General features: G+C 59.6%; 31 protein-coding genes and 1 tRNA gene. 17 read left to right on the top strand and 15 right to left on the bottom strand.

What is annotated here, in order from left to right:
- Positions 1-3 precede the first annotated feature (3 nt).
- Positions 4-1,575, bottom strand: a complete 1,572-nt coding sequence (locus DXY10_RS09980; RefSeq protein WP_115018963.1) for a SpoIID/LytB domain-containing protein — start codon at positions 1,573-1,575, stop codon at positions 4-6.
- A gap of 58 nt (positions 1,576-1,633) precedes the next feature.
- Between DXY10_RS09980 and rpmI the strand changes: the two genes are divergently transcribed.
- The 3 genes from rpmI (at position 1,634) to DXY10_RS09995 (ending at position 2,853) form a co-directional block, all read left to right on the top strand.
- On the top strand, positions 1,634-1,831 hold the full coding sequence (rpmI, locus tag DXY10_RS09985; RefSeq protein WP_115018965.1) for a 50S ribosomal protein L35: 198 nt from the start codon (positions 1,634-1,636) through the stop codon (positions 1,829-1,831).
- A 62-nt stretch (positions 1,832-1,893) separates the two neighbouring features.
- Positions 1,894-2,241 carry a 50S ribosomal protein L20 gene (gene rplT, locus DXY10_RS09990; RefSeq protein WP_115018966.1) on the top strand — a complete coding sequence of 116 codons (348 nt, stop codon included), beginning with the start codon at positions 1,894-1,896 and terminating at the stop codon, positions 2,239-2,241.
- Positions 2,242-2,283: 42 nt separating this feature from the next.
- Positions 2,284-2,853, top strand: coding sequence for a tetratricopeptide repeat protein (locus DXY10_RS09995; protein ID WP_115019164.1), 570 nt, complete (start codon positions 2,284-2,286; stop codon positions 2,851-2,853).
- Here the strand turns inward: DXY10_RS09995 and DXY10_RS10000 are convergent.
- Positions 2,821-3,339, bottom strand: a complete 519-nt coding sequence (locus tag DXY10_RS10000; protein ID WP_115018968.1) for a hypothetical protein — start codon at positions 3,337-3,339, stop codon at positions 2,821-2,823. The two genes, DXY10_RS09995 and DXY10_RS10000, sit on opposite strands and share 33 nt — an antisense overlap.
- A 92-nt stretch (positions 3,340-3,431) precedes the next feature.
- Between DXY10_RS10000 and DXY10_RS10005 the strand changes: the two genes are divergently transcribed.
- The 4 genes from DXY10_RS10005 (at position 3,432) to DXY10_RS10020 (ending at position 6,938) form a co-directional block, all read left to right on the top strand.
- The gene (locus DXY10_RS10005; RefSeq protein WP_115018970.1) at positions 3,432-4,268 is read left to right on the top strand and encodes a thiazole synthase; all 837 of its coding nucleotides are present in this window, start codon (positions 3,432-3,434) and stop codon (positions 4,266-4,268) included.
- Positions 4,269-4,344: 76 nt separating this feature from the next.
- Positions 4,345-4,512 (top strand): photosystem II assembly protein Psb34, encoded by a 168-nt coding sequence (gene psb34 / locus DXY10_RS10010; protein ID WP_115019167.1) that lies wholly within the window; start codon positions 4,345-4,347, stop codon positions 4,510-4,512.
- Positions 4,513-4,570: 58 nt separating this feature from the next.
- Positions 4,571-5,767, top strand: coding sequence for an NAD-dependent epimerase/dehydratase family protein (locus tag DXY10_RS10015; RefSeq protein WP_115018972.1), 1,197 nt, complete (start codon positions 4,571-4,573; stop codon positions 5,765-5,767).
- 25 nt (positions 5,768-5,792) lie between these two features.
- Positions 5,793-6,938, top strand: coding sequence for a glycosyltransferase family 1 protein (locus DXY10_RS10020; RefSeq protein WP_115018974.1), 1,146 nt, complete (start codon positions 5,793-5,795; stop codon positions 6,936-6,938).
- Positions 6,939-6,947: 9 nt separating this feature from the next.
- Here DXY10_RS10020 and mrdA read toward each other — a convergent pair whose 3' ends face one another.
- The 5 genes from mrdA to cbiD all read right to left on the bottom strand — a co-directional run bounded on the left by mrdA (position 6,948) and on the right by cbiD (position 12,661).
- Positions 6,948-8,759: a penicillin-binding protein 2 gene (gene mrdA, locus DXY10_RS10025; RefSeq protein WP_115018975.1), complete on the bottom strand. Its 1,812-nt coding sequence runs from the start codon at positions 8,757-8,759 to the stop codon at positions 6,948-6,950.
- A 17-nt stretch (positions 8,760-8,776) separates the two neighbouring features.
- Positions 8,777-9,196, bottom strand: a complete 420-nt coding sequence (locus tag DXY10_RS10030) for a hypothetical protein (protein ID WP_115018977.1) — start codon at positions 9,194-9,196, stop codon at positions 8,777-8,779.
- 11 nt (positions 9,197-9,207) lie between these two features.
- Positions 9,208-9,819 (bottom strand): hypothetical protein, encoded by a 612-nt coding sequence (locus tag DXY10_RS10035; RefSeq protein WP_115018979.1) that lies wholly within the window; start codon positions 9,817-9,819, stop codon positions 9,208-9,210.
- 64 nt (positions 9,820-9,883) lie between these two features.
- Positions 9,884-11,470, bottom strand: a complete 1,587-nt coding sequence (gene guaA, locus DXY10_RS10040) for a glutamine-hydrolyzing GMP synthase (RefSeq protein WP_115018981.1) — start codon at positions 11,468-11,470, stop codon at positions 9,884-9,886.
- A gap of 57 nt (positions 11,471-11,527) precedes the next feature.
- Entirely contained in the window at positions 11,528-12,661 is a 1,134-nt protein-coding gene (gene cbiD, locus DXY10_RS10045; protein WP_115018983.1) for a cobalt-precorrin-5B (C(1))-methyltransferase CbiD, read from the bottom strand.
- A gap of 67 nt (positions 12,662-12,728) precedes the next feature.
- Between cbiD and DXY10_RS10050 the strand changes: the two genes are divergently transcribed.
- Both DXY10_RS10050 and DXY10_RS10055 read left to right on the top strand, forming a co-directional pair.
- Entirely contained in the window at positions 12,729-13,880 is a 1,152-nt protein-coding gene (locus DXY10_RS10050; RefSeq protein WP_115018984.1) for an alanine--glyoxylate aminotransferase family protein, read from the top strand.
- A gap of 59 nt (positions 13,881-13,939) precedes the next feature.
- Positions 13,940-14,011: transfer RNA gene (locus DXY10_RS10055), tRNA-Gly, on the top strand.
- A 34-nt stretch (positions 14,012-14,045) separates the two neighbouring features.
- On the opposite strand, the gene DXY10_RS10060 is transcribed toward DXY10_RS10055, so the two are convergent.
- The 3 genes from DXY10_RS10060 to DXY10_RS15140 form a co-directional block, all read right to left on the bottom strand.
- The gene (locus DXY10_RS10060) at positions 14,046-14,228 is read right to left on the bottom strand and encodes a hypothetical protein (RefSeq protein ID WP_115018986.1); all 183 of its coding nucleotides are present in this window, start codon (positions 14,226-14,228) and stop codon (positions 14,046-14,048) included.
- Between the two features lie 110 nt (positions 14,229-14,338).
- Positions 14,339-14,566, bottom strand: coding sequence for a hypothetical protein (locus tag DXY10_RS10065; RefSeq protein WP_115018988.1), 228 nt, complete (start codon positions 14,564-14,566; stop codon positions 14,339-14,341).
- Positions 14,567-14,603: 37 nt separating this feature from the next.
- Positions 14,604-14,987 carry a chemotaxis protein gene (locus DXY10_RS15140; RefSeq protein ID WP_371411145.1) on the bottom strand — a complete coding sequence of 128 codons (384 nt, stop codon included), beginning with the start codon at positions 14,985-14,987 and terminating at the stop codon, positions 14,604-14,606.
- 81 nt (positions 14,988-15,068) lie between these two features.
- Here DXY10_RS15140 and DXY10_RS10075 point away from each other — a divergent pair, with 81 nt between their 5' ends.
- Genes DXY10_RS10075 through DXY10_RS10085 form a run of 3 tightly spaced genes read left to right on the top strand, consistent with a single transcriptional unit; the run spans position 15,069 to position 16,454 of the window.
- Positions 15,069-15,584 carry an AbrB family transcriptional regulator gene (locus DXY10_RS10075; protein WP_115018989.1) on the top strand — a complete coding sequence of 172 codons (516 nt, stop codon included), beginning with the start codon at positions 15,069-15,071 and terminating at the stop codon, positions 15,582-15,584.
- 59 nt (positions 15,585-15,643) lie between these two features.
- A complete protein-coding gene (locus DXY10_RS10080; RefSeq protein ID WP_115018991.1) occupies positions 15,644-16,063 on the top strand; it encodes a DUF6554 family protein in 420 nt (139 codons plus the stop codon).
- Positions 16,041-16,454 (top strand): hypothetical protein, encoded by a 414-nt coding sequence (locus DXY10_RS10085; RefSeq protein WP_244282213.1) that lies wholly within the window; start codon positions 16,041-16,043, stop codon positions 16,452-16,454. The genes DXY10_RS10080 and DXY10_RS10085 overlap by 23 nt, the downstream gene beginning before the upstream one ends.
- Here DXY10_RS10085 and DXY10_RS10090 read toward each other — a convergent pair.
- Positions 16,409-17,950 carry a DEAD/DEAH box helicase gene (locus DXY10_RS10090; protein WP_170955802.1) on the bottom strand — a complete coding sequence of 514 codons (1,542 nt, stop codon included), beginning with the start codon at positions 17,948-17,950 and terminating at the stop codon, positions 16,409-16,411. The two genes, DXY10_RS10085 and DXY10_RS10090, sit on opposite strands and share 46 nt — an antisense overlap.
- Before the next feature lie 222 nt (positions 17,951-18,172).
- Here DXY10_RS10090 and DXY10_RS10095 point away from each other — a divergent pair, with 222 nt between their 5' ends.
- Together DXY10_RS10095 and DXY10_RS10105 are read left to right on the top strand one after the other, a co-directional pair.
- The gene (locus tag DXY10_RS10095; protein WP_244282215.1) at positions 18,173-18,607 is read left to right on the top strand and encodes an HNH endonuclease; all 435 of its coding nucleotides are present in this window, start codon (positions 18,173-18,175) and stop codon (positions 18,605-18,607) included.
- Positions 18,608-18,858: 251 nt separating this feature from the next.
- Positions 18,859-19,791 carry an SDR family oxidoreductase gene (locus DXY10_RS10105; RefSeq protein ID WP_115018993.1) on the top strand — a complete coding sequence of 311 codons (933 nt, stop codon included), beginning with the start codon at positions 18,859-18,861 and terminating at the stop codon, positions 19,789-19,791.
- Here the strand turns inward: DXY10_RS10105 and DXY10_RS10110 are convergent.
- The gene (locus tag DXY10_RS10110) at positions 19,757-19,954 is read right to left on the bottom strand and encodes a 4-hydroxythreonine-4-phosphate dehydrogenase (RefSeq protein WP_115018994.1); all 198 of its coding nucleotides are present in this window, start codon (positions 19,952-19,954) and stop codon (positions 19,757-19,759) included. The two genes, DXY10_RS10105 and DXY10_RS10110, sit on opposite strands and share 35 nt — an antisense overlap.
- Between DXY10_RS10110 and pdxA the strand changes: the two genes are divergently transcribed.
- Positions 19,953-20,975, top strand: coding sequence for a 4-hydroxythreonine-4-phosphate dehydrogenase PdxA (gene pdxA / locus DXY10_RS10115; protein WP_115018996.1), 1,023 nt, complete (start codon positions 19,953-19,955; stop codon positions 20,973-20,975). The two genes, DXY10_RS10110 and pdxA, sit on opposite strands and share 2 nt — an antisense overlap.
- On the opposite strand, the gene accB is transcribed toward pdxA, so the two are convergent.
- Together accB and efp are read right to left on the bottom strand one after the other, a co-directional pair.
- Positions 20,962-21,450, bottom strand: coding sequence for an acetyl-CoA carboxylase biotin carboxyl carrier protein (gene accB, locus DXY10_RS10120; protein ID WP_170955794.1), 489 nt, complete (start codon positions 21,448-21,450; stop codon positions 20,962-20,964). The genes pdxA and accB overlap by 14 nt on opposite strands.
- Positions 21,447-22,010 (bottom strand): elongation factor P, encoded by a 564-nt coding sequence (gene efp, locus DXY10_RS10125; RefSeq protein WP_115019175.1) that lies wholly within the window; start codon positions 22,008-22,010, stop codon positions 21,447-21,449. Before efp ends, accB begins: the two co-directional genes overlap by 4 nt.
- 64 nt (positions 22,011-22,074) lie before the next feature.
- Between efp and DXY10_RS10130 the strand changes: the two genes are divergently transcribed.
- Together DXY10_RS10130 and thiL are read left to right on the top strand one after the other, a co-directional pair.
- A complete protein-coding gene (locus tag DXY10_RS10130; protein WP_115018998.1) occupies positions 22,075-23,148 on the top strand; it encodes a peptidylprolyl isomerase in 1,074 nt (357 codons plus the stop codon).
- Between the two features lie 10 nt (positions 23,149-23,158).
- Entirely contained in the window at positions 23,159-24,145 is a 987-nt protein-coding gene (thiL, locus tag DXY10_RS10135; RefSeq protein WP_115018999.1) for a thiamine-phosphate kinase, read from the top strand.
- 74 nt (positions 24,146-24,219) lie between these two features.
- On the opposite strand, the gene gap is transcribed toward thiL, so the two are convergent.
- A complete protein-coding gene (gap, locus tag DXY10_RS10140) occupies positions 24,220-25,245 on the bottom strand; it encodes a type I glyceraldehyde-3-phosphate dehydrogenase (protein WP_115019001.1) in 1,026 nt (341 codons plus the stop codon).
- Positions 25,246-25,259 lie beyond the last annotated feature (14 nt).

The raw sequence follows: 25,259 nt of genomic DNA on the forward strand, positions 1-25,259 counted from the left end.
GCCCTATGGGGCTAGCGGTGCCAGGGTCGCTCCCGGGTAGTAGTGCTGAAGAATGCGCTGCACCGACCATCCCCGAGAGGCCAAATCAATGGCACCGGCCTGGGACAGTCCTGCCCCATGGCCAAAGCCGCCGCCGTTGAAGCGCCAAACCCCCTCCCCAGTGGTCTCGAGTGTGAACAGAGTGCTGGGCAGCCGCCGCAGCGTGCGGCGTATCGCATCAAGACGCAAATCCACAGGGAAACCGGGGCCCTCGCCCTCAATGCGCAGGGTCAGGACCCTGCCACTAGGGCCACGCTTCAGCACTGCTACGCCCTGCACAACACCAGGGGACTGAGAGGCCAAGGCCCTTTCAAGCTGAGATGCCGTATAGGTCCGCGTCCAGCGGAATAACGGATGACCAGCCCCATAGGCACCGCGACCAGCCTGAACAAGACGGCGGATGGCATCCGCATCCTTCAACGGCAGCACAACGGCATCAAGCCAGCCCTGGTCACCATCAGCTTGAGCCTGCAGGTAGGGAGCAGGAGCCATCGCCCAGGCCTCAGGCGCCGAGGCCATCACACCACCATTGGAGGCGTGATAAACAGCACTGATCGGTTTGCCGTTCCACTGCAACACCTGACCAGTGGTGGCCTTAATGGCCTGTCGCACCGCTGAACCGGCATAGCGGGGATCGCTATAGACCTGGCACTGGGTGTCGCTGCAAAGGTGATAGCCGTCGATGCCAAAACGATGGCTATTGGCCAGCGCCCATGTGCGGGCCAGGACGGCCTGAGCCTGCAAAGCCGCCTCGGGCGAACCAGCCCCGATCTCATGGGGCACCACACCCTCGAGGTAACGCTCCAGTGGTACCTGCTCAAGCAGCGTCCAGCTGCCGTAGGCATCTGGCTGGAGCCGAAATGGCCCCTGCATCACCCCACCCTTCCAGCTCAAACCATCGGGGGCCTCGAGCAACAAAGGTCCAGCAAGGGTCTTGGGGTCGCCATCGATGCCCTCAAGCACCGGACGAACCACTGAAGTGATCGTGTTGCGCCAAGGGCGAGTCGCAACTCCCTCCAGCACAGAAGCAGTCTCTGGAGCCCAGACCTCCCACTCACCCGGATGGGCGACCAACGCCTGAACGCCCTGCTGACGCCACCGCTGCGCCACCCGATCGGCCGACTCGAAACTGGCGTAAGGCCCCGCCACCAAACGGGACACCTTGACGGGTTCAGCAAGCGGCTCCAGCCGCCAACGAATCCGGAGGGTTGCTGCAGTCGCAAGTGGCTGGGAAGCCCCCGAAGCGCTGCCATCACGAAGCACCAGAGGGGAAGGCCCAGCACTGCGAAGCGTCAATGTCGGAGCGGAATGATCACGCTTTGTGCCCCGTCCAAGGTGATCGTCAAGGGCAACCCAAAGTCGATTCCCCGACGCCTGCGGCGGCGCTGGCACAGAACGATGCGTGGGGATCACAGGCTGAGCAGGTCCAGGAGAAACCGCCGCCTCCTGCGCCCGACAACCACCGCTGATCACACTCAGCACCAGCACCGAAGGGGTGATGCCCCTCAGCGACAGGACGCGTCGGAAGCGGTTCATTGGCTGGGGGGAGGATGAGGGCGTATTGTTGTCGTTTGTGCCACGCGCTGCCAGAGACATGCCCAAGCTGAAGACCCGCAAAGCAGCCGCCAAGCGGTTCAAGGCAACTGGTACTGGCAAATTCATGCGTCGTCGTGCCTTCCACAATCATCTTCTGGATCACAAGAGCCCGAAGCTGAAGCGCCACCTGGGCACCAAGGCCGTTGTGGACCGTACCGATGAGGAACGTGTGGCGCTGATGATGCCTTACGCCTGAACGAGCTTGCGCTCGCTCGTCGCGAAATCGACTGTTTTTCCCTTACTTGCACCCCCTGATCCATGGCCCGCGTTAAAAGAGGCAACGTTGCCCGCAAGCGCCGTAACAAGATCCTGCGCCTTGCCCGTGGTTTCCGTGGCAGCAACGGCACCCTCTTCCGCACCGCCAACCAGCGGGTGATGAAGGCGCTATGCAACGCCTACCGCGACCGTCGTCGTCGCAAGCGCGACTTCCGTCGCCTCTGGATTGCACGCATCAATGCGGCTGCACGCCTCAACGGCATGAGCTATAGCCGTCTGATCGGTGGCCTGAAGAAGGCCGATGTGCGCCTGAACCGCAAGATGCTGGCCCAACTGGCCGTTGCTGATCCCGGCAGCTTCACCAATGTGGTGACAGCAGCAAAAAGCTGAATCAAACGCCGAACCATTAACTGAGAGGAGGAGTTGCTCGTGATGGATGGACTCCTCCCACAGACCTATTTGCTTGGTCTGATTGTCTTGCTGGCAATCGTTGCCGTTGTCGTCGGTCGACAACTGCTTCGAACCCGCAAGGATGAGCTCAGCCTGATCCAGTTTGAGCAAGAAGGTGCTGCAACGTCGAAAGATGCTGGCCGGCTCTATGAGCTCGCCTCTGTGCAACTACGCAAGCGGCTCTACCCACAGGCCACGGCCAACCTGCGCCAAGCCCTGAAGAGCCTTTCAGGGGAGCCTGATGAAGCCAAGGCGCTGATCGAGAACGCCCTTGGCTTCGCTTTGGCAGCACAGAAAGACTTCGACGGTGCGGTGAAGCATTACAGATCTGCCCTCAATGCCAAGGCTGACTACCCCGTTGCCCTCAACAACCTCGCCTTTGCCCATGAGCGCCTGCTCGAACCGGAAAAGTCGGCCGATCTTTATCGCAAAGTGTTGGAGTTTGAACCCGCCAACACCACAGCAACCAAACGGCTGAAACGCATTGAACGGCAGCTGCGTGCAGGCAAAGCCTCCAGCTCACCAGAGGCCGCGAATCGGAAGGGCTTCTGACACGCAACCAGAAGTCAGCGTCAAACGTCCACCAGGATTGGTAAGCCGAGGCGCTTCCCAACCGGAAAGGTCAAACCCCTGAAGACCCAGAAACTCGCCGCCACTCTCCAACCCGTCGGTGAGGCTGTCTGCAAGGGGAATCAGATCAAGCTGATCTGACTTGGCATTGAGATTGCCTTGAACTGGGGTTTTGATCGTTCCAATCGTCATCTCTCCGCGCAGCGCCACCATTTGGCCATAGGCCTGCACGCTGGAAAGATTGAGCAGCACCTCCTGATCCATGCCGTTAGGGAAGCTCTTGTAATGCCCGCACCATTGACGCGGCATCGTCACGGCCAAGTCGGAAGCACGAGCCACCGGATCAAAGCTTTCAACATTGCCCTCGAGCATCACAGGCATCGCCAGCCTTGAGCTATCAAAAGGCAGCTGGCTTTCAAAAGGCACAGCACTTTCAACAGGCAGATCCACGACGGGTGGAACAGGCATGGCTGAAACAGGATGATGGGCTCAAGTTAGGGCCATTCCTACGGGCCTGTTCAATCCCCACCCGGTTCTCACACCCTTTTCTGCTCTTCGGCATGTCCACGGTTTCGCCCTCTCCCCTCTCCAGCTGCACCAACGCTTCGGATCCGCTGCTGATCGCAGGGCGACAGTTCAACAGTCGCTTGTTCACTGGAACGGGCAAATACCCGAATCTGGCCACAATGCAGCAAAGCCTGAAACGATCGGGTTGCGAGATCGTCACCGTGGCCGTGCGACGGGTCCAGACGGTGGCAGCAGGGCATGAAGGCCTGATGGAAGCAATCGACTGGTCAAGGATCTGGATGCTCCCCAACACGGCTGGGTGTGCCACCGCCGATGAAGCAGTGCGCGTGGCAAGGCTGGGACGCGAACTCGCCAAACTTGCAGGCCAAGACGACAACACCTTCGTCAAGTTGGAGGTGATCCCCGATAGCCGCCATCTCCTCCCCGATCCGATCGGCACGCTCGAAGCAGCAAAACAACTCGTGAAGGAGGGGTTCACCGTTCTCCCGTACATCAATGCCGACCCTTTATTGGCCAAACACCTGGAGGATGTGGGCTGCGCCACGGTGATGCCTCTGGGCTCGCCGATCGGCTCCGGTCAGGGTCTACGCAACCTGGCCAACATCGCTCTAATCATTGAGAACGCCAGCGTTCCCGTTGTGGTGGATGCCGGTATCGGCGTTCCGAGTGAAGCCGCCCAAGCACTAGAGATGGGGGCCGCAGCGGTCCTGGTCAACAGTGCCATTGCCATGGCGGGCGACCCCCCAGCCATGGCTGAAGCCATGGGCTTAGCCGTTCAGGCGGGCAGACAAGCCCATCTAGCAGGCCGGTTACCACTGCGCCAGGACGCTTCCCCTAGTTCGCCAACTACCGGAACGGTGAAAAGCTAGTCATGACAGACCATGGCGCAATCGGCCCAAAGCAGCCAGAAGCCCATAAGGTCTCCCCTTCGGAAACATGGAATCCATGCAAGTCACAGAAGAGGATGGAGGACGGCTGAATGCCTTCGCCAAAGAACCACGCATGGAAGTGATTGACGTGAAATCCAGCCGCAGCAGCAGCTCTCAGCTGTTGATCGTGGTTGGCGGGGTGCTTGTGGTCGCCCTAGTGGCCGTGACTGTCGTGATCAGCTGAAAACCCTGTAGTAGCTTGCCCGGGATTAGCGCTCAGCACGCTTCGGCAGGAGTTTGAGGTGAAGGTTCTCGTTCTCGGTGGCGACGGCTTCTGCGGCTGGCCCTGTGCAGTGAATCTTGCGGACCAGGGTCACGACGTGCTGATCGTCGATAACCTCAGTCGCCGCAAGATCGATATCGATCTCGAGGTTGAATCGCTCACCCCGATCACCAGCATCGGCGAGCGTCTGAAAGCGTGGGAGGAAATCGGCGGCAAGCCCATGCGCTTCCTGCACATGGATATCGCCCACGAATACCAACTGTTGCTTGATCTCCTGATCGAAGAGAAACCCAATGCCGTGGTGCATTTCGCCGAGCAACGGGCTGCTCCCTATTCGATGAAGAGCAGCGCCACCAAGCGCTATACGGTCGACAACAACGTCAACGGCACCCACAACCTGCTGGCCGCCATCGTCGAAAGCGGACAAGACATCCATGTGGTTCATTTGGGCACCATGGGCGTTTACGGCTACGGCTCACACCGCGGCGCCACCATTCCTGAGGGCTACCTCAAAGTGGAGGTTCCCCAGCCCGACGGCAGCCGCTTCGAGGAAGAGATCCTCCACCCCGCCAGCCCTGGCAGCGTCTATCACATGACCAAGACGCTCGATCAATTGCTCTTCCTCTATTACAACAAGAACGACAACGTCCGCATCACCGACCTGCACCAGGGCATCGTCTGGGGCACCAACACCGATGCCACCGACCGCGATCCGCGTCTCACCAACCGCTTTGATTACGACGGCGACTACGGCACCGTTCTCAACCGCTTCCTGATGCAAGCGGCCATCGGCTATCCGCTCACCGTGCATGGCACCGGCGGCCAGACCCGGGCTTTCATTCACATCCGCGACTCGGTGAAGTGCGTGCAGCTCGCTCTCGAGAACCCACCCAACAAAAGCGAGCGGGTGAAGATCTTCAACCAGATGACCGAAAGCCATCAAGTGGGCGAACTGGCCAAAAAGGTGGCCGCACTTACCGGAGCCCAAGTCAACAACTTGCCCAACCCTCGTAACGAGGCTGTGGAAAACGATCTGATCGTGGACAACCGTTGCTTCCTGGAGCTCGGCCTCAATCCCACGACCCTTGATGATGGTCTGCTGAAGGAAGTGGTGGAAATCGCCACGCGCTACGCCGACCGTTGCGATCGCAACCGCATTCTCTGCACCTCCGCCTGGACCAAGACCCAGGCTGAAGCAATCGGCACTGCACCTTGATCCGCATCCCCCCACCGCCGACCCAGTGAAAGTCGCTTTTTTCACCGAAACCTTCCTTCCGAAGGTTGACGGCATCGTCACCAGGCTGACCAAAACGGTGAGGCACCTGGTGGAAGCGGGTGATGAGGTGGTTGTGTTCTGTCCGGAGGGATGTCCGAGCAACTACATGGGCGCCCAGCTGATTGGCGTGCCCGCCATGCCGCTACCTCTGTATCCAGAACTGAAGCTTGCCCTACCCAGACCAGCAGTCTCCGAAGCGATCGACAGCTTCCAGCCAGACCTGATCCATGTCGTCAACCCCGCCGTGCTTGGGCTTGGCGGCATCTGGCTGGCCAAAACTAAGGGCATTCCTCTGGTAGCGAGCTACCACACCCATCTGCCCAAATATCTCGAGCACTACGGCATGGGCATGCTGGAACCGCTGCTATGGGAACTGCTCAAGGCGGCCCATAACCAGGCCGTACTCAACCTCTGCACCTCCACCGCAATGGTGCAGGAGCTGAGCGAGAAGGGAATCCAGCACACCGATCTCTGGCAGCGAGGGGTGGATACAGACATGTTCCGTCCGGAACTGCGCAGCGACGCGATGCGAGAGCGACTGCATGGCTGCCATGACGACCGTGGTGCACTGCTGCTCTATGTGGGCCGTCTCTCAGCCGAGAAGCAAATTGAAAGGATCCGACCCGTGCTCGAGGCCATGCCCGATGCACGGTTAGCGCTGGTTGGCGACGGACCCCATCGGCAGCAGCTGGAGAAACACTTCGAAGGCACCGCAACCACCTTCGTGGGCTATCTGGCGGGTGACGAACTGGCCAGTGCCTACGCAAGCGGTGATGCCTTTCTGTTCCCTTCCAGCACAGAAACCCTCGGCCTCGTGCTTCTAGAAGCGATGGCCGCCGGCTGCCCCGTTGTCGGGGCCAATCGCGGCGGCATTCCCGACATCATCAGCGATGGCATCAACGGCTGCTTGTACGAACCTGATGGAGCCGATGGTGGTGCCAAAAGCCTGATCGAAGCCACCAGCAAGCTGCTTGGCAACGACATCGAGCGCCAGAGTCTTCGCTCTGCAGCCCGCCAGGAAGCCGAACGCTGGGGCTGGGCTTCTGCCACCGAACAACTGAGGGGCTACTACCGCCATGTGCTTCAGAAACAGTTGAGCGCTGTTGCCTGAGCCTGGCGCTCAGCGCTTCTGGCGTTTGCGGTTCCACACCTCCAGCACCTTCTTCGCCATCGGCAGCGCATGCACTGAGCCGCCACCGGGGGTGTTCTGCGCGAAGGCCACGATCACGATCTCACCCTCCGGATAGGGGGCATAGGTGGCAAACCAAGCATGATCCGCTCCATGGGAGCTGTTGTCTTCTGCCGTGCCGGTCTTACCGCCAGCCGATGGGATCCCCGGACCGTTCAGGCCATAACCGGTTCCATCGGAGACCACTTTGCGCAACCCTTCCCGGATTTTGGCCAACGTGGCGGGCTTAATCGCCACCCTGCTCCGCCGCGACGGGGCCGTCCAATCCAGACCCTGATCCGCCAAGTGAGGGGTGACCAGCCAGCCGCCATTGGCAAACACGCTGTAGGCCCGTGCCAGCTGCAACGGTGTGATTTGCACCACCGACTGACCGATCGAGGCGCTCGCCATGTCTTCGGGAATCCAAGGAGTCATTCCGGGTTCACCCCAGCCACGGCCGGCGGCAGCCCAATCTTCATCGGCCACTAAACCCACGCTTTCCTCCCAGCCAATCTCGATGCCGCTCTTGGCTCCAAAGCCAAGATCCGTGGCCGCCTTCTTGAGGTGGCGTGATCCCACGCCTACACCAATCTGGTAGAAGAAGGTATTGCTAGAGAAGCGCAGGGCATCGGCGTAGCCGATGGTGCCGAAACCGGCACCGTTATGGTCGGGGAAGCAGTGCCCTCCATAGGTAATACAGGCAGCAGTTTTCAACTTGGTTTCAGGGGGATACTTTCCTGACTCCATCCCAGCCATTGCAGTGACCACTTTCCAGGTGCTGCCAGGGTTGTAAGCATTCAATGCACGACTGAACAGGGGCAGGCGTGGGTTGTCGAACAGCTGGTCGTACTCCTTCTGGGTGGTGACCAGTTTGGAGAAAAAATTGGGGTCGTAATTGGGCTTGCTGGCCAAGGCCAAGATCGCACCAGTGCGCGGATCCATCGCCACAATCGCGCCGCCCTTCTTATCGGCCAACACCTGCTCAGCCACCTTCTGGAGATCGAGGTCAAGGGTGAGAGTGAGGTCCTTTCCGGCCACCGAGGGGCGATCGCCGAGGTTCCGCTGCACCTCACCCATGGCATTCACTTCCAACATCTGGCCGCCCCACTTACCGCGCAGATGGGGTTCATAGGCAGCTTCAACGCCGGTGCGGCCGATGCGGTCGCGAATCTTGTAGCCCTTGTCCCCGAGCAGCTTGTACTCGCTTTCCGTGATCGGGGAGGAATAGCCAAGGGCGTGGGCCGCCATCGTGCCGTGGGGATAGAAGCGGAGGATGTCCACATCCACCATCGCTCCCTTCAAACCCAAAGCCTGTTCCTGGAAACGCAGCACCTGTTCGGGTTTGAGCTCGGTGGCAAGGGTGGTGCGATAACCATCGCGGTCTACCCCACGCTCGCGACGCCGATCGAGCTCGGCCGGACTCAAATTGAGCAACCGAGACAGACGATCCCGTAACGGAGGCCAGCTCGCATCATCAACCAACCGGGGCTCGATATAGAGCGAATAAGTGAGCTTGCTGGATGCGAGCACGCGCCCTTCACGGTCGAGCAGACGACCACGAATTGGAGAACGGGGCACCAGACGGATGCGGTTCTCATCCGCCAGCTCGCGGTAATGGGCACCCTCAAACACCTGCAACCAAGTGAGCCGCGTCAACATCGCCCCGCTGAACACCAGCACCAAGCCGATCAGAACCAGCGGCTGCTGCTTCAGACCGCTGTGGCGATAACCGCCCTCACGTCCGGTAAAGCTGGATCGGGCCATGGGAGCGGAAGCGAGGCTCAGGACGCGAGATGCTGCTGGAGCTGATCCAGCCGCGTCTCAATCCTGGCGAGAACAACCTGGAGCGACTCACGATCGTCAGAGGTCGTCGTTGTCCCATCCATCGTTGCGCCAATCTCAGCCGCCGATTCAGGAGGCGCAGACAACGTTGAGGCAGGACCTGGCTCAACATCCACATCCACCTGAATCACAGGGTTGCCCAGTCCAGGACTGACCTGATCAAGCCGTTCCCGCACCTGCTTCGCCGCTGTTTCTCCTTCATCACGCAGATCAGCAAGGGGATCAGATGAACCTGTGAAACCCTCAACAATTTTGGAGGCACCACCCTGGCGCACCCGTTCAACCATGGCCAGACCCACCGGCAAAACCTCCTGCATCAGGGTGAGCCTGAACGCTTCGAGTGGTCTTTGATCGGCCATCGGACCGGTAATCAGCGAATCCCAGTCTGCTCTGAAGGCAGCACCAATGTGGGGCAAGCCGCCTGCCGCGTCCCGAAGGTCCAACCCATCACACCACTGAGCACAATCAGGGCCAGCACCGGCACAATCGCTTGATGGGTCGTGTCCTGCCCGATCCACTCCCGCCAGCTGAGCAGAAAACGATCCCTGGCAAAGCGACGCCGTTCCCGCGACTCCAACTTGAAGCGACGCCGAAATGATTTCTCCACCCAACGCTCAAATGAGCGCTTCTTGGTGATCGCCATCTTGCGCTCCACCTCCAGCATCTGACCGGCGGTGAGCTCGGGATGGAAGGTGCTGATCAACTCAAGGCTCTTGAGAAACATCTCAACAGCACCATCTTTGATCTGGCGTGCATCCTCATCGAGCAGGTCCCAAGCCAGCTCGGGATAGAAACGGCCACGATTCTGAACAATCTGCTCCTCAGTGAGCTGACCGGGTTCCCTCAACCAGCGATCGGTGTTGCTGTCAAACCGACGCCAGTAGAGGAACGGATTGATGTAGATCGTCTTGCCCACCAGCTGGATACTGTCTTGCTGCAGTCGTCGCTGAAGCTGCAGGGTCTGCTCTTGAGCAGCGGTCACAACGCATTCCGGCCGGGGGCTCAGAGTATCGGCGCTGTCGACCGTCCACCAGCCCCCAGAAGAACTATTCCCACTCAATTGTGCCGGGGGGCTTGCTGGTGATATCCAGCACCACCCGGTTCACACCCTTCACCTCATTGACGATGCGGTTGGAGATCCGCTCCATCAGCTCGGGTGGGAGCCTGGACCAATCAGCGGTCATACCGTCTTCGCTCGAGACACAGCGCAGCACGATCGGCCAGGCGTAGGTGCGCTTGTCGCCCATCACACCCACTGAACGCACAGGAAGCAACACTGCGAATGCTTGCCAAATGTCGTGATAAAGGCCGGCCTCCTTGATCTCCTCGCGCACGATCAAATCGGCATCGCGAAGGCAATCGAGCTTCTCATCCGTCACCTCACCAAGAATGCGAATCGCCAGACCAGGACCGGGGAAGGGATGGCGCCGCACGATCTCCTCGGGCAATCCGAGATTGCGGCCCACCTTGCGCACCTCGTCCTTGAACAATTTGCGCAGAGGCTCCACCAACTTGAACTGCAGATCCTTGGGCAGGCCACCAACGTTGTGGTGGCTCTTGATCTTCACTGCCACCCGCTCTCCTGTTTTCGGGTCAATGTTGGTGCCGGCACTCTCGATCACATCCGGATAGAGGGTGCCCTGGGCTAGGTAATCAAAAGGGCCGAGGCGCTTGCTCTCTTCTTCAAACACGCGAATGAACTCGGTGCCGATGATCTTGCGCTTCTGCTCAGGATCAGTCACACCATTGAGTTTCTCCAGAAACCGCTGACGAGCGTGGATGTATTCAACGTTGATGTTGAACTTTCGATCAAAGAAATCCATCAGGAATTCAGGCTCGCCTTTGCGCATGAAGCCCTGATCAATAAACATGCAGGTGAGCTGATCGCCAATCGCTTTCTTCAGCAAAAAGGCGAGGGTGGATGAATCCACACCACCAGACAACGCCAGCAGAACCCGCTTCTCGCCCACCTGCTGCCGCACCTGGGCGACCGCCTCCTCAATGAAGGCATCGGTGGTCCAATCCGGCTCACAACCACAAACGTGATAGACGAAATTACGGATCAGAGCCATGCCGCAGGTGGAGTGGACCACCTCGGGATGGAACTGCACGCCATAAAGCCTGCGATTGTGATCAGCCACCGCAGCTTCAGGCGTGTTGGTGGTGTGGGCCAGGCGCACGAAGCCTTTCGGCAACGCCTTCACCGAATCGCCATGGCTCATCCACATCGTGGAGCCATCGTCAACGTTGGTGAGCAAATCGGTAGGGTCGTCCACTTGGAGCGGCGCCTTGCCGTATTCGGCCTTGCCTGTTGCCGCCTCAACCTCACCCCCAAGCTGCTGCACCATCAGCTGCATGCCGTAGCAGACCCCCAGTACCGGGATTCCGAGGTTCCAGATCTCCGGATCGCAAAGGGGTGCACCGTCGGCATAAACGGAGCTGGGTCCACCACTCAGGATGATTCCCGCCGGGGCCATTTTGCGCAGCTCCTCAGCAGAGGTGCTGTACCCAATCACCAGAGAGAACACCTCCGTTTCCCTGACCCGCCGGGCGATCAGTTCGGAATACTGCGAACCGAAATCGAGAATGACGATCGCTGGCTTTCGCTGGCCGTCAGGCTGAATCTGAGTCATCTCTACGAATGGGGTCGTGGGCAAACGACCGTCAATCCATCAGCGTAGAGAAGGGGCTCAGAGGCTTCGTCCCCAATCCGCCAGCAAGACCTTTCCCACTGGGCCTGGCCAGCGTCGCTGCCTGGAGCGGTCGAACAGCACAGCGCCCATCTGCAGGGCCCAATCTCCATAACGCTGGAGATAGGCGCTGACCCGAGCCTCCACTGCTGCCGCCATGGCCTGCCGCAACGCCTCAGCCTGCCTCGGCTCCCGATTCTGGAGACCCTCCAGAGCCGCCTCCACGGACGCCGCTTTGCCCAGGCTTTGCACCAGATCCAGAGGAAAAGCAAGATCCACCGCCAGCGCCACCAGAACCTCCAACCGCCCGTCTGCCAGGTGGTGATGGGTATGAAAAATGCCGCCGGCAAGCTTCACCAACTTTCCCTGATACCCCAAAAGCACCAGCTGCTCCACGCCCACTTCCGCCGCCGCCACCAGCATCGGTCCGATCCAGTTACCGGTCTTGAGCACCGGCCCTGAAGCCCCGAAGCCAAGCTGCTGCGCCAAGTGATAGCCGTTCTCGCCGATCACCAGCGTCAACCGCCCAGCGAATCTCGGCTCAAGAACCAGCGCCCGCAACCGATCCAGACTGCTCTGTAACTGATCTGGAGAGGCACTGATCTGCACCTCGGCCTGAGTGCCGATCAGCGCCAGCCCCTCCACCACGCCAAAGGCAGCATTGCTGGTGCGTTGAGCCAGCTCACGCCCGCGAGGAAGCACCACCTCCACCACCAAGCCACGCCCCTTGGGCACATAAGGCCGCAGATTCTGCTCCAGCAGCTCTCGGGCAAAGGTGGAGAGACAGATCCCTCCACCCTCGGCGAACCGACCAACACCAGCACCTGGAATCACATCGAGCCAAGGATCGGCAGTTGGAGCCCAGGCCACACGCACCCAAACCTCCAATCCCCGGGTGAGATCCAACCCTGGCCCGGGATCACACACGCTGATCGCCAAAGCCTGCAATCCGCTCTCGAGTAAGGAGACGGATCGCACAGGCACGATCTGAGCCGGATCGCCGCCCGGCTGGAACAGCTGCTGATTGAGCACAACCGGCTCACCGACCAGGCACTGCATGGCAGCCCTGGCAGCAGCAGCCACCCACATGGGCAAAGTCAGACCCGAGCTTGATGAGGGGGACACCTCAGGCATATGGACCGACCAGCAACAAAAGGTTCAGGACCATTTTTTAAGATGATGGATTGGCATTTCCGCGGCCGTGCAGGACAAGCTCACCCTGATGATCCCCGGGCCCACCCCGGTGCCCGAAACGGTGCTCAAGGCCATGGGCCGTCATCCCATTGGACATCGCAGTGGTGAGTTTCAGGCTGTGGTGCAGCGCACCACAGAGCAACTGCGCTGGCTGCATCAAACCAGCAGCGATGTGTTGGTGATCACAGGCAGTGGAACCGCTGCGATGGAAGCCGGCATCATCAACACCCTCAGCCGCGGCGACAAGGTGGTCTGCGGAGATAACGGCAAATTCGGTGAACGCTGGGTGAAGGTGGCCAAGGCCTATGGCCTTGAAGTGGAAGTGATCAAGGCCGAGTGGGGCCAACCCCTGGATCCAGATGCCTTCCGTAACGCTCTGGAAGCCGACACGGACAAAGCCATCCGTGCCGTGATTCTCACCCATTCAGAAACCTCGACCGGAGTGATCAACGATCTCGAAACCATCAGCGCGCACGTGCGTGCCCACGGAACTGCACTAACGATCGCTGACTGTGTCACCAGCCTCGGAGCAACGAATGTGCCCATGGACAGCTGGGGCCTGGACGTGGTGGCCTCCGGCTCCCAAAAGGGATACATGATGCCCCCTGGCCTGAGCTTCGTGGCCATGAGCGAAAGGGCCTGGACAGCCTATGAGCGTTCCGATCTGCCCAAGTTCTATCTCGACCTGGGCCCTTACAGGAAAACGGCTGCGAAGAACAGCAACCCGTTCACCCCTGCTGTGAACCTCTACTTCGCCCTGGAAGCAGCACTAGAGATGATGCAGGCCGAAGGCATGGAATCAATTTTCAACCGTCATGCCCGCCACCGTGCCGCTGCTCAGGCAGGCATGAAAGCCATGGGTCTCCCCCTCTATGCCGCAGACGGTTATGGGAGCCCTGCGATCACCGCCGTGGCTCCCGACGGCATCGATGCAGAACAACTGCGCAAAGCCGTAAAGGACCGTTTTGACATCTTGCTGGCAGGAGGTCAGGATCACCTCAAGGGCCAAGTCTTCCGCATCGGCCACCTTGGATTTGTATGCGATCGGGATGTACTAACCGCCATTGCTGCGATTGAATCCACGCTGCATTCCCTCAACCTGGGCAAAACCAACATGGGTCATGGTTTGGCCGCAGCGGCAGCAGCCTTAAACAGCTGAGGCGACAAGGCGAAACGATCAGAAGGATGATCGGCGGCAGTGCCATAAACTGCCGTTATGCGGGTGTAATTCAGTGGTAGAATGTCAGCTTCCCAAGCTGAACGTCGCCGGTTCGAGTCCGGTCACCCGCTTGAAGATTGAATGAGGCAAGAGCAAAGGCTCGCCTCACTGGCGTGGCTTGATCAGTTGCATGACCTGTGGGCCAACCCCACCGGCACGACGTTCCTGATCAAGGGCACGGAGAATCAAAGATGCTGATTCAGGAACATCACCCTTTTCGGCTGCAACACGGGCTTGAGCAAACAACCGTTGTGCCGCGTCGAGATAACCCTGACGCTTATCGATCACTGCCGCAGAGCCCCCAGAAGCTCGTGCAAGTATTGACGTCAATGTCTAAAAGTTGATCTTGTTTGAGTTTAACGTAATCGTCACCATTGCAATACAAAGTGAGAGATCAATCAAGTACCCGGCTCCTCAACATTGCCACCCATCGCATCGATCTGCTCGCGAAGAAGAGTGATGCGTGATTGATCACCGCGGGTGATCGCCACAGCAAGAGCGAACTCGAGTTTCTCGAGCTGATGGCCCCCTTCAATGAATCCACGCCCGGAACGACCGGCGGGGAACGAACGAAAAGCACGACGGCTACCGCCGCTTGCACATGCACCGGGCTGAGGAATGGCCATGGGTCACTTTCTTTTCATTTTGACACCTCCGGCCAGCTCATGCCGCCTCGTGATCGACCTGATTGCCATCCTCTGACCCAGAAAAGAGATCGGAGACAGCATCGCTTTCATCGCCATCATGAACAGAGTGATCGGCGAAATGCTCTGTGGCCGTTGCCTCAGCGGGCATCTCAGCCATGGCCTCTGTGCTGCCGGCGGTGGATTGCAGCAGCGACTGACAGTCCATCAGGAGACGATCGACGTCATCAAGGCGGGCGAGTTCATCCGCAGGCATCTCGGGGGTGTCTTGTTGCTGCCTGACCTGCAGTTCAAGACTCTCGAGACGCTGCTCAAGCTTCACCAATCGCTGCGACAGGGCATTGATCGCCTGAGCGACATCCTCTGCCGTGCGGGTGATCCGAAAAGACACGGACTGGGTCATGGCCGATGCATGCCAATGGGAATGTGCCGATGACAACACATCTGGGATCAGACTGAAACCCTTATGCGATCGGAACGTCCAATGCCCCCTCTGGCAACTCTTCTGATCTATGCGCTCGCTGGCACCTGCATGGGCCTGCTCGCTTTACGCACCGGCATCCCCGCCGCTCCCCTTGCCGGCGCCCTGCTGGGGGCAGGGATCGTGAGCATGAGCGGACGGCTGGATGTTGCAGAATGGCCTGCAGGAACGCGAACAACGATCGAGATCGCCATTGGCGTGGTCATCGGTACCAGCCTGACCCGCGCCTCACTGGAACAACTACAGGAACTCTGGCGACCAGCCATCCTGATCACCCTCACTCTTGTGATGACAGGGATCGCCATCGGACTGTGGACCAGCCGCTTGCTAGGGATCGATCCAATGGTGGCCCTGCTGGGCGCCGCACCAGGGGGCATCAGTGGGATGAGCCTTGTTGGGGCGGAATTTGGCGTCGGCGCTGCAGTCGCTGCCCTACATGCGGTCAGGCTCATCACCGTGCTGCTGGTTCTGCCGCTGCTAGTCAAACTGCTAGTGCCTCTTGGCCTAGGGGAATCCTGAGGCCTGGACATCATCGGACGAGTCGATACGTTGGCGCAGATCGACCACATCGTCCAGCCATGGCCAGGAACCGTGCATGCTCCGTTCTCACCCTGTCCTTGGCGGGTCTTTGCCTCAGCAGCCTGCTGCCTGGAAATGCCCAGGCAGCCAACATCTCCCCGAACAAAGGGGCTCAGGTGTATTGCTTCATGCGCAGCAACGGCAACGATCACAACGTGAGCTGGGATGCCTCTTACGCCCTGATCAAGCGGCAGAAAAGTGGGATGTTCAAAACGTCGCCCGAACATGCGGCGGTCATGATCACCGAAGCGGTCGTGAATGACCCAGGCACGTACCCCGACTGCGGTCGCTACCTCGGCGATTTGTTCGGACCCCGGAAAAGCAACGCCTCTCTTCCCGAAAACCGCCCTCTAGGCGGCGACAGTAGCCAGTCCTCCTCTTCTGCCTCTTCTTACGGTGACCAGCGTTACAGCTACTAAAGCCAAGCGAGCACTGGGCGCAGCGCTACTCACCAGCCTGCTTCTCACCGGAGTGGGCTGCCGCAGCCGCTCGGCACCGACCTCCGGCCTCAGCGAGTTGGAATTGACGCCTCAAGCCTGTCTGCAGGAACTTGACCTCAGTCAACTGAATCAGGCACTCAATCGTTGCAATCAAGTGGTGAAAGCCCACCGCAGCGATCCAGCCCCGCTCACGGATCGCTCATTGCTGCATACCCTTCTGGGCCAAATCGATGAGGCATGCCTGGATGTGAATCGAGCCCTCACACTGGTGAAGGACCAGGGAAAAGCAGCCGACCCGATGATCAGTCATGAACTGAAAGTGCGTCAGGCGTCCTGCAAACAGCGCAAGAACATGGCAGGCAAGGGCTGACGATCCAGCCTCAAGCGGCGCGTGCCAAGCAGCACCTCGATCTGCTTGGCCTTGCTGGCCACAAGCCCATCCACCAACTGATCAGCAACTCCCAGCTGCAGCCAGTGACTGGTCAGCCCACCATCCATTCCCAAGCGGTGACAGCGATCCTCCGCCTGATCCACATCGCCGGGAGTCCAAGGCCGCTCCAACAGCAACACGTGGCGAGCCCGGTGGAGGGTAAAACCAAGCCCTCCGGCCCCATAGGTCGCAAGCAAAAGATCACTCTCTCCAGACTGGAACCGATCCACCACCGCCTGACGCTCCACAGGCTTGAGTCGCCCGGTGAGCAACTCCCCCCCGATCCGCTGCTGCAATAACTGCAACGGATCAACGAAGCCACTGAACAGCACCACAGACTGCTGTTGTCGGCGCAGCTCCTGAACAAGGCGCTCTGCAAAGGGCAACTTGAACTCCGCTCCGATCCGCCGCAGGGCTGTGAGCACCGCAAAGGCCTCAGCATCAGAGCGCACCTGTCCCTCGCGAACGCGACGGCGGTAGTCATCGATCACCTGAGACACTCGATGATCCAAACCGAGGGATTCCGCATCAGCGATGGCAATGGGATGAAAACAACGCTGCTTGGGGGGCAGGCCTAAGACCTGCTGTTTGCGACGGTGCAGAACAAGCGGCTTGGTAAGCCGACGGAGTTCCTCCAATTGACTGGCGCCTTTGGCTTGCCAGCGCCGGCTGTTGCCCTCATCGCGCCAATGCCCCTGACAAAACGTCTCCTCAAAAGCGCGTTGATCGCGAGCAATCGGATGATCGATCGCAGCGAGCAGGGGATAGAACTGATCAGGCCGCCCGTTCTTCATCGGTGTGCCTGTCAGCAACCAGATCGCCCTCAGCCGCGGATGGCGGGCAAGACGTAGGAGTGCCTGGGTGCGCTGGGCCAGCATCGACTGGCCGTAGTGGGCCTCATCCACCACCAGCAAGGTGCCGGCAGCAGGCAGGTCTTGAGGCAGCCGAGCCCAGCTGAGCAGGGTGATCCTCAGATCGAGAGCCTCCGCTTCCCGACGCCAATGACCGTGGAGTCCGACCGGTGCCACCACCATCAACCGCAACGACATTGCCCGCATCAGGGCCCTGGCAGCCAGCAAAGCCGTGAGTGTTTTGCCGAGACCCATCTCATCGGCCAGAACAGCACCACGACGAGCCAACAGCCATCGCGCTCCCGAACGCTGGTGAGGCAACGGCTGGCGACCGTCAGGGAGCACCTTCTTCAAGTCGGCCAACTCCACAAGCTGCCGATGGTCCGGCAGCGGTGGCAGCGGATGACGATGCCAATGGATCCAACGTGCGAGATCGTCGCGGGTGGGGAAACGGGATCCCAACTGCTCTTGAAGCGACTGCGCCGCAGCCAGGGGAAACTCCCAGCCTTTCTTGACTCCTCTCCAGATGCCACGAGGGCGAACCCGACCAATCTGGGCATGGGTCACCGCATCAAAGGGATGCATCACCTGCACCAGTCCTGAAGGGGAGAGGCCGAGATAACAGCGGGAGCTGGAGGACGCCGTAGCCACAGGACCAGCGAAGAAGATCTTAGAGGCCTGCGCAGAGCAGACAAGGCATCAAAAACTTTCTTGATCAACAAACACCTGGAACTTGCAAAAATGCATTCTTCGACACATTGACGGCCGAGCAAAACGGGGCAAACTAGCTCTAACCGAGATACTCGGATGCACAACAGGGACGCGGTTTTCCTCGATGAACTCTGCCCCAAATTGCGCGTTCGACGATGGCGTCAATCCCTTCACACTTATACAGGTAAAAGTTGTATTTATTGTGGCAAACCCTCTGAATCAATTGATCACATTGTTCCCCAATGTCGCGGCGGCCTGAGCGTTACCGAAAACTGTGTTCCGGCTTGCCTCTCATGCAATGGGCACAAGTCTGATGCGGATGTTTTCGACTGGTATCGGCGTCAGCGCTTTTATGACCCACGTCGGGCGATGGCGATTCGCGCCTGGATGGATGGAGATCTACGCCTAGCGATGCGCTTGCTGCAATGGGCCCAACCGGAACTCAACAACACCGCGTCGCCCCATCAGCACCAGCCCAAGCAACAAGGCGATGACCCTCTAACGGGCGACTGGAATCTGCAGGCAGCCTGAACTCAACAGCTCACCAAACGCGACAGGCCGACACTGAATGATGCCGTTCACAGATGGAGGCCTGCTGTTGAGGCTGCTCGGGAGCCAACACAAAGGCGCCAGTCAAAAGAGCCGCGGCCATCAAAGCACCGGCGCAATGGGGCAAAGCCAAGCGCGCAGATGGGCGCCGGGGCACCATAGAGGCAGTCGGTGAGACCAAAGAAAGAGATGCGCCAGTCATGGCCGAATCGTGAACTAATACACTTGTACTGATGGCGAGCGAAACTGTCAACCGTTCCCGTCCTTGGCCGGCCAACGCCACCCTGCTGGTTCTTGGTGCAGGCTTCAGCGGGAAGCGAATCGCCTCCCTCGCACGCCAGAGCGGCGCCCGTGTTCTCACCACCCGTCGTCTAGTCGATGACAACGGCTCAGACGCAGACCTGTGCTTTGACAGCCAGCTGGGTCGCATTCCCACTCCAGAACAGCTCAAGGGAGTGACCCATCTGATCAGCACCATCGCTCCAGAACGCGATGGGCAAGATCCCGTGCTGCGCTGCCTTGGCGATCGGCTCAGCTCGATGCCGCTGCAATGGGTGGGCTACCTCTCAACGACAGGGGTCTATGGCGACCGCCAGGGACATTGGGTGAGCGAAACAGACGCCCCCAACCCCAGCCAGGAACGCAGCAAGCGCAGACTTGCCTGTGAAGAGGCCTGGATGCAGACCGATCTTCCCGTTCAAATCATGCGTTTGCCAGGGATCTATGGCCCCGGGCGCTCTCCGCTGCAGGCCATTCTCCGCGGGGAGATCAAGCCAGTGGAGAAACCAGGGCAGGTGTTCTCCCGCATCCATGTGGATGACATTGCGGGAGCGTGTCTGCATCTGATCGATCGAGCCTCAAACGGCCAGAGGCCGGCGATCGTGAATGTGTGCGATGACCGACCGGCCCCGAGTGCGGAGATGCAGAGCTATGCCGCCGAGCTGCTGGGGATCACTCTCCCTGCCTGCCGCTCCTACAACGCTGTGGAAGGGTCCATGAGCCCCATGGCGCGTTCCTTCTGGGCAGAAAATCGACGGGTGAGCAACCAGCTGCTCTGCCAGGAGCTTGGCTACCGACTCGTTCACCCCGATTTCCGCAGTGGTATGCGTGACTGCTGGGAGCAAGAAGGATTCAGGGCTCGCGGGTCGGAGCCGGGGGCGGCTTGAGGATCGGATGCTCATGCAGACGCAGCGGCTGCTCAGAGTCATCAAACCCAAGACCCGCATCTTCGAACAACTGCTGCCACTGCACCTCCAACCAGCCGTTCTTGAACGCAGTACCCAGTCCGTAGATCAGCAGCCCCAGAAGCAACCAGCGCAGCATCGTCATGTCCCTTGAACCCACTGACGCTAATCAGCGCTTGGTGATTGCTCTCGGCGATCCAGCCGGTATCGGCATGGAAGTCACCCTCAAAGCCTTAGCCGAAAGCGCCTGTCCCAGCGAGATGTCTCCCCTCCTGGTGGGCTGCAGGCGCAGTCTTGAGATCACCTATGAGCAGCTAAGCCGGCGGGGAGCAATCCCCCTTGCCAACCCCGATCGACTCGAGATCGACGACATGCCCCTTGCAGAGCCTGTCAAGCCAGGAGAGCCCAGCCCTGCAGGAGGTGCCGCCAGCTTCCAGTGGCTGACACGTGCCGCCAGCCATGCACTCGAGGGCAGGGCCCGCGCTCTGGTCACCGCGCCGATCGCCAAACACATCTGGCACGCTGCAGGTCATTCCTATCCCGGCCAGACCGAACGTCTGGCAGAACTAGGGGGCTGGGCTGAGGCCTCGATGCTCTTCACCGCAGTCTCTCCCCATACCGGCTGGCGACTCAACACCCTGCTGGCCACAACGCACATCCCACTGGCAGAGGTACCCAGAGCGCTGACTCCAGAACGAGTTCACAACAAACTCAACACCCTGGCGGACTTCTGTCGGCGTTTCCAGCAACGACCAAAGCTGCACGTGGCCGGGCTCAATCCCCATGCCGGAGAGAACGGTCAACTGGGCCAGGAAGAAACCAGCTGGCTCAAACATGTGATGCAGCAGTGGGCCTCCGCCAACCCCGATGTGATGCTCATCGGCCCGCTCCCGCCAGACACCTGTTGGCTGAGCGCAGCTCAAGCCTGGGGAAGGGGCGCAGACGACACCAGTCCTGATGGATACCTAGCGCTCTATCACGATCAGGGGCTGATCCCAGTGAAGCTGCTGGCCTTCGATCAAGCCGTGAATACCAGCCTCGGACTGCCTTTCCTTCGCACCTCACCAGATCACGGCACAGGATTTGATATCGCCGGGATGGGTGTGGCCCGCCCGGCAAGCATGCTTGCAGCAATTCAAGCCGCCTGGGAACTCAGCCAGGCTTGACCCTCATCAGCACCTGGCCGAATTCCACCGGAGTGCCATTGTCCACAAGAATCTCCACCACTTCGCCGGAGGTCTCCGCTTCCAACTCATTCATGAGCTTCATCGCCTCAAGAATGCACACCGTCTGACCCACACCGATGCGACTGCCCACCTCGACAAACGAGGGTTCACCCGGAGCAGGAGCTCGATAAAAAGTTCCAACCATCGGAGCGGTGACATCCACCAAATCAGAGCGGGAGGCAGGCACCGGTGGTGGCGGTGTGCTTGGTGCCGACGACTCATGAGCAACCTCCATCGGAGCTGCTGGAGCCGCAGCTACTGCGGCCACAGGAGCGGCAGACACTGCCACAGCGGGCAAATTGCGCCTTACCTCAAGACGGAAGTCGTCTCCTTCAAGACGGAATTCCTGGATATCGCTGTCTGAGAGGACCTCCAGCAAGCGATGAAGCTGGTCGTGATCAAGCTGCATGGTCATCCGTTCTCCCGGCCCAGATAGGAATCATTGCGAGTATCAACCTTGATTTTCTCGCCAATGGAGAGAAAGAGAGGCACCATCACCTGGGCGCCGGTCTCAAGAATCGCAGGTTTCGTGCCACCGGTGGCTGTGTCGCCCTTCACACCGGGATCAGTTTCGGTGATCTCAAGCACCACGGAGTTGGGCAGTTCCACCTCCAGCGGCTTCTCATTCCACGACACAACGCTGACCTCCATTCCTTCCTTGAGATATTTGCGGCTATCACCGATCTGCTTTGCGGTGAGCCGAGTCTCCTCATAAGAGGACATGTCCATAAAGACATAGTCCTCACCTTCCATGTAGGTGTGCTGAAGGGTGGCCTTTTCAAGAATCGCCTGAGGCAGCATCTCCCCAGCGCGAAAGGTCTTCTCAACCACGTTGCCGCTCTGGACAGCCTTGAGCTTGGTGCGCACGAAGGCGGAACCCTTGCCAGGCTTGACATGAAGGAACTCGACAACCCGCCAAACGGCACCATCAAGCTCGATGGTGGTACCGGTGCGAAAGTCGTTGCTGGAGATCATTCCGGCTGGACGGTTCAGGGGATCATACGGCTGTGCCAAAGTCCAGGCAGCACCTGGCTTCCCCATGGCCCATCAGCGTCTTGCCGCACTGCTGGCCGCCTTCATCACATCCCTTGGTCTTCTCGTTGCTGAGCCGGCCCATGCAGGCCTACCGCAGGGCAATGCGGTCAAGGACCCTGCCGCGATCCTGCGTGATGCTCTTCCCTTCGAACAGCCCGATTTGCGCGATCTCCAGCATCGGCTTGAAGGCACTAGCAATGACCTGCGGGCCAAACGTTGGAGCGCACTCAGCCGTTCACTGACCAAGAGCCAAGCCTTCCTGTCCACCCGCCGGGACAGCATCCTCGCGTCGATGGCAAGCGACGATCAAACCATCGCTGAGGGACTACTCGACGCAGTCGATGAAGGCATCACCGCCATGCAGACCGAAGTCGACCAGCAGAACAAAACCGGGTTGATTCAAGTGCGAAGGGAGACCCTCGCCACAGTTGGAGATCTGGAAGCTCTGCTCACCGATGAGACGATTCCAGCCATCCCGGCCGAGTTCGCTGCGCTGCCTCGTCTGAAGGGTCGCGCCACCGTGAGCATCACCACGAGCCAAGGCGAACTGACCGCGGTGGTAGACGGTTACAACGCTCCACTCACCGCAGGCGCCTTCATCGACCTCAGCCTGAAAGGCTTCTACGACGGCCTTCCTTTCATCCGTGCAGAGGATTTCTACATCCTTCAAACCGGTGATCCGAAGGGTCCCGAGATCGGTTACATCGACCCAAAAACCAAGCAGGAGCGCCACGTACCCCTCGAGATCCGTGTACCTGGTGAAGCCGAGACCCTTTACAACGAAACCTTCGAAGATGTGGGGCTGTACAAAGCCACACCAACTCTGCCCTTTGCCACCCTCGGCACCCTGGGATGGGCCCATTCCGATCAATCTCTTGGCGACGGTTCCTCCCAGTTCTTCATGTTTCTCTATGAAGCGGAACTCACCCCAGCAGGCCTGAATCTGGTGGATGGTCGCAATGCCGCCTTCGGCTATGTGGTGGACGGTTTTGATGTGCTCGAAGAACTGGGAGTCGATGACCGCGTCGTGAGCATCAAGGTGATCGACGGGGCAGATCGACTCCAGCCGCACGCCTGAGGTCTCAACCTTGGCTGAGACGCTGCAGTCACTAGGAGAAGCGGAGCTGCTGCGGCGGCTGGCCAAGTTTGCGCCGCCCGGTCAGCTCGATGACGACACGGCCCAACTCAAGAATCCCGCCGCCGACCTCCTGATCAACACAGACGTGTTGGTCGAGAACGTCCATTTCAGCGATGCCACCACAACCGCGGCCGACGTGGGATGGCGGGCCACAGCCGCCAATCTCTCCGATCTGGCCTCCAGTGGCGTGGACACCGTGCTTGGGGTCACCGTTGGGCTGGTCGCACCACCACAAACCCCATGGAGCTGGGTGGAGGGGGTCTACAGCGGCATCGAAGCGATGCTGCAGTCCAGCGGTGGGCAGCTGCTGGGAGGAGACTGCACCAGGGGCAGCGAACGAATCCTGTCCATTACGGCTCTGGGAACCCTGGGACCACTGCGTCTGCATCGCAATCAAGCCCGAGCCGGAGATTGGATCGTGGTGAGTGGTGCCCATGGGCTGAGCCGGTTGGGGCTAGGCCTGCTTCAAAGGGAAGCAATGGCCATGCAGACCGACTTACCGGAAGCCTTAAAGACGATGGCCATCACACGGCATCAACGGCCTGAACCACGCCTGGATGCGCTGGCCCAACTGCTCGAGTGCAAACCGAACGACCTTCCCTGGAGAGCCGGGGGAACAGACAGCAGCGATGGGCTACTGGCAGCAGTGCAAAACCTTTGCCAGAGCAGTGGCTGCGGTGCTGTGCTCGAACAAGAGCGCTTGCCACATGCCTCAGGTTGGCCCAAGGGTGACGCTTGGCGGGAATGGTGTCTGAGCGGAGGAGAGGACTTCGAACTAGTGCTGAGCCTGCCCCAAGCTTGGGCGCAGGCCTGGCTGACTGCACGTCCAGAAAGCAGTCAGGTGGGCTGGATCACTGACCAACCTGACGTGATCCAGTGGAAAGAGGGTGGCCGTCCAGTGAGGCTCAGTGGTTTTGATCACTTTCAAGGCCTCTGAGATTCGGAGGCGATCACAAAAAATCCCTCCCCGAGGGGAGGGATCAAGCCAAACAGAGTCGGACGATCAGCTGATCACTTCCAATTGCGAGCAACCACTTCAGCCAGATCAACAACACGCTGGCTATAGCCCCACTCATTGTCGTACCAGGAAACGATCTTGAAGAAGTCGTCACCCATGGAGAGGGTCAGGTCGGCATCGAAGATCGTCGACTGATCGGTACCGGCGTAGTCGGTTGAGACCAAAGGCAGATCGCCGTACTTGATCACGTTGCTCATCGGGCCTTCGGCCGCGGCCTTGATGATCGACTTGATCTCATCAACAGACGAGGCGCGGGAGGACTGGAACACCAGGTCAACCGCGGACACGTTCGGGGTGGGAACGCGCATGGCAATACCGGTGAACTTGCCCTTCACAGCGGGATACACAAGAGCGACAGCTTGAGCTGCACCGGTTGAGGTGGGAACCATATTCACGGCTGCGGCTCGGGCCCGACGCAGGTCGCGGTGATTGTTGTCCAGGATCCTCTGGTCACCGGTGTAGCTGTGAATGGTGGTCATCAGACCACGGTTGATACCGATCGACTGATCAATCACTTTCACCAAAGGTGCCAGGCAATTGGTAGTGCAGCTGGCATTGCTGAGGATGTCCCAATCCTCATGGCGGTACTGGTCCTCATTCACACCGACGACGAAGGTGCCCACCTTCGGACCTTTGCCAGGAGCGGTGAGGATCACCTTCTTGGCACCAGCCTGGATGTGCATGCTGGCTTTTTCATCGGTGTTGAAGACACCGGTGGACTCAATCACCAGATCCACACCCCATTCTTTCCAGGGGCAGTTGAGGGGATTGCGGTCGGAGAAAAACTTGACTTCTTTGCCATTGATGATCATGGAATCATCAGTGGTTTCGATCTTCACGCTGGGGTCGAGTTTGCCCAGAATGGAGTCGTAGGTCAGCAGATGAGCACTGGTCTTGGGGTCAGACGTGGCGTTGACGCCAACAATTTCAATACCGGTGTCAGCGCCACGGCTGATCCAACCCCGCATCACATTGCGACCGATTCGGCCGAATCCATTGATCGCAACGCGCAGGGTCATTACTTAAGCGGAAA

Origin of the sequence: Synechococcus sp. UW140 (genome assembly GCF_900474295.1) — a bacterium.
Taxonomy (GTDB): domain Bacteria; phylum Cyanobacteriota; class Cyanobacteriia; order PCC-6307; family Cyanobiaceae; genus Synechococcus_C.

Coding starts and splice junctions, on each gene's coding strand:
- rpmI (WP_115018965.1), top strand. CDS start 1,634: ATGCCCAAGCTGAAGACCCGCAAAGCAGCCGCCAAGCGGTTCAAGGCA.
- cbiD (WP_115018983.1), bottom strand. CDS start 12,661: ATGCCTGAGGTGTCCCCCTCATCAAGCTCGGGTCTGACTTTGCCCATG.
- DXY10_RS10075 (WP_115018989.1), top strand. CDS start 15,069: ATGCCCCCTCTGGCAACTCTTCTGATCTATGCGCTCGCTGGCACCTGC.
- DXY10_RS10090 (WP_170955802.1), bottom strand. CDS start 17,950: ATGCATCCCTTTGATGCGGTGACCCATGCCCAGATTGGTCGGGTTCGC.
- DXY10_RS10110 (WP_115018994.1), bottom strand. CDS start 19,954: ATGACGATGCTGCGCTGGTTGCTTCTGGGGCTGCTGATCTACGGACTG.
- DXY10_RS09980 (WP_115018963.1), bottom strand. CDS start 1,575: ATGAACCGCTTCCGACGCGTCCTGTCGCTGAGGGGCATCACCCCTTCG.
- rplT (WP_115018966.1), top strand. CDS start 1,894: ATGGCCCGCGTTAAAAGAGGCAACGTTGCCCGCAAGCGCCGTAACAAG.
- gap (WP_115019001.1), bottom strand. CDS start 25,245: ATGACCCTGCGCGTTGCGATCAATGGATTCGGCCGAATCGGTCGCAAT.
- DXY10_RS10005 (WP_115018970.1), top strand. CDS start 3,432: ATGTCCACGGTTTCGCCCTCTCCCCTCTCCAGCTGCACCAACGCTTCG.
- DXY10_RS10130 (WP_115018998.1), top strand. CDS start 22,075: ATGGCCCATCAGCGTCTTGCCGCACTGCTGGCCGCCTTCATCACATCC.
- accB (WP_170955794.1), bottom strand. CDS start 21,450: ATGACCATGCAGCTTGATCACGACCAGCTTCATCGCTTGCTGGAGGTC.
- DXY10_RS09995 (WP_115019164.1), top strand. CDS start 2,284: ATGGATGGACTCCTCCCACAGACCTATTTGCTTGGTCTGATTGTCTTG.
- DXY10_RS15140 (WP_371411145.1), bottom strand. CDS start 14,987: ATGACCCAGTCCGTGTCTTTTCGGATCACCCGCACGGCAGAGGATGTC.
- DXY10_RS10105 (WP_115018993.1), top strand. CDS start 18,859: ATGGCGAGCGAAACTGTCAACCGTTCCCGTCCTTGGCCGGCCAACGCC.
- mrdA (WP_115018975.1), bottom strand. CDS start 8,759: ATGGCCCGATCCAGCTTTACCGGACGTGAGGGCGGTTATCGCCACAGC.
- pdxA (WP_115018996.1), top strand. CDS start 19,953: ATGTCCCTTGAACCCACTGACGCTAATCAGCGCTTGGTGATTGCTCTC.
- DXY10_RS10095 (WP_244282215.1), top strand. CDS start 18,173: ATGCACAACAGGGACGCGGTTTTCCTCGATGAACTCTGCCCCAAATTG.
- efp (WP_115019175.1), bottom strand. CDS start 22,010: ATGATCTCCAGCAACGACTTTCGCACCGGTACCACCATCGAGCTTGAT.
- DXY10_RS10030 (WP_115018977.1), bottom strand. CDS start 9,196: ATGGCCGATCAAAGACCACTCGAAGCGTTCAGGCTCACCCTGATGCAG.
- DXY10_RS10080 (WP_115018991.1), top strand. CDS start 15,644: ATGGCCAGGAACCGTGCATGCTCCGTTCTCACCCTGTCCTTGGCGGGT.
- DXY10_RS10065 (WP_115018988.1), bottom strand. CDS start 14,566: ATGGCCATTCCTCAGCCCGGTGCATGTGCAAGCGGCGGTAGCCGTCGT.
- guaA (WP_115018981.1), bottom strand. CDS start 11,470: ATGACTCAGATTCAGCCTGACGGCCAGCGAAAGCCAGCGATCGTCATT.
- psb34 (WP_115019167.1), top strand. CDS start 4,345: ATGCAAGTCACAGAAGAGGATGGAGGACGGCTGAATGCCTTCGCCAAA.
- DXY10_RS10000 (WP_115018968.1), bottom strand. CDS start 3,339: ATGCCTGTTCCACCCGTCGTGGATCTGCCTGTTGAAAGTGCTGTGCCT.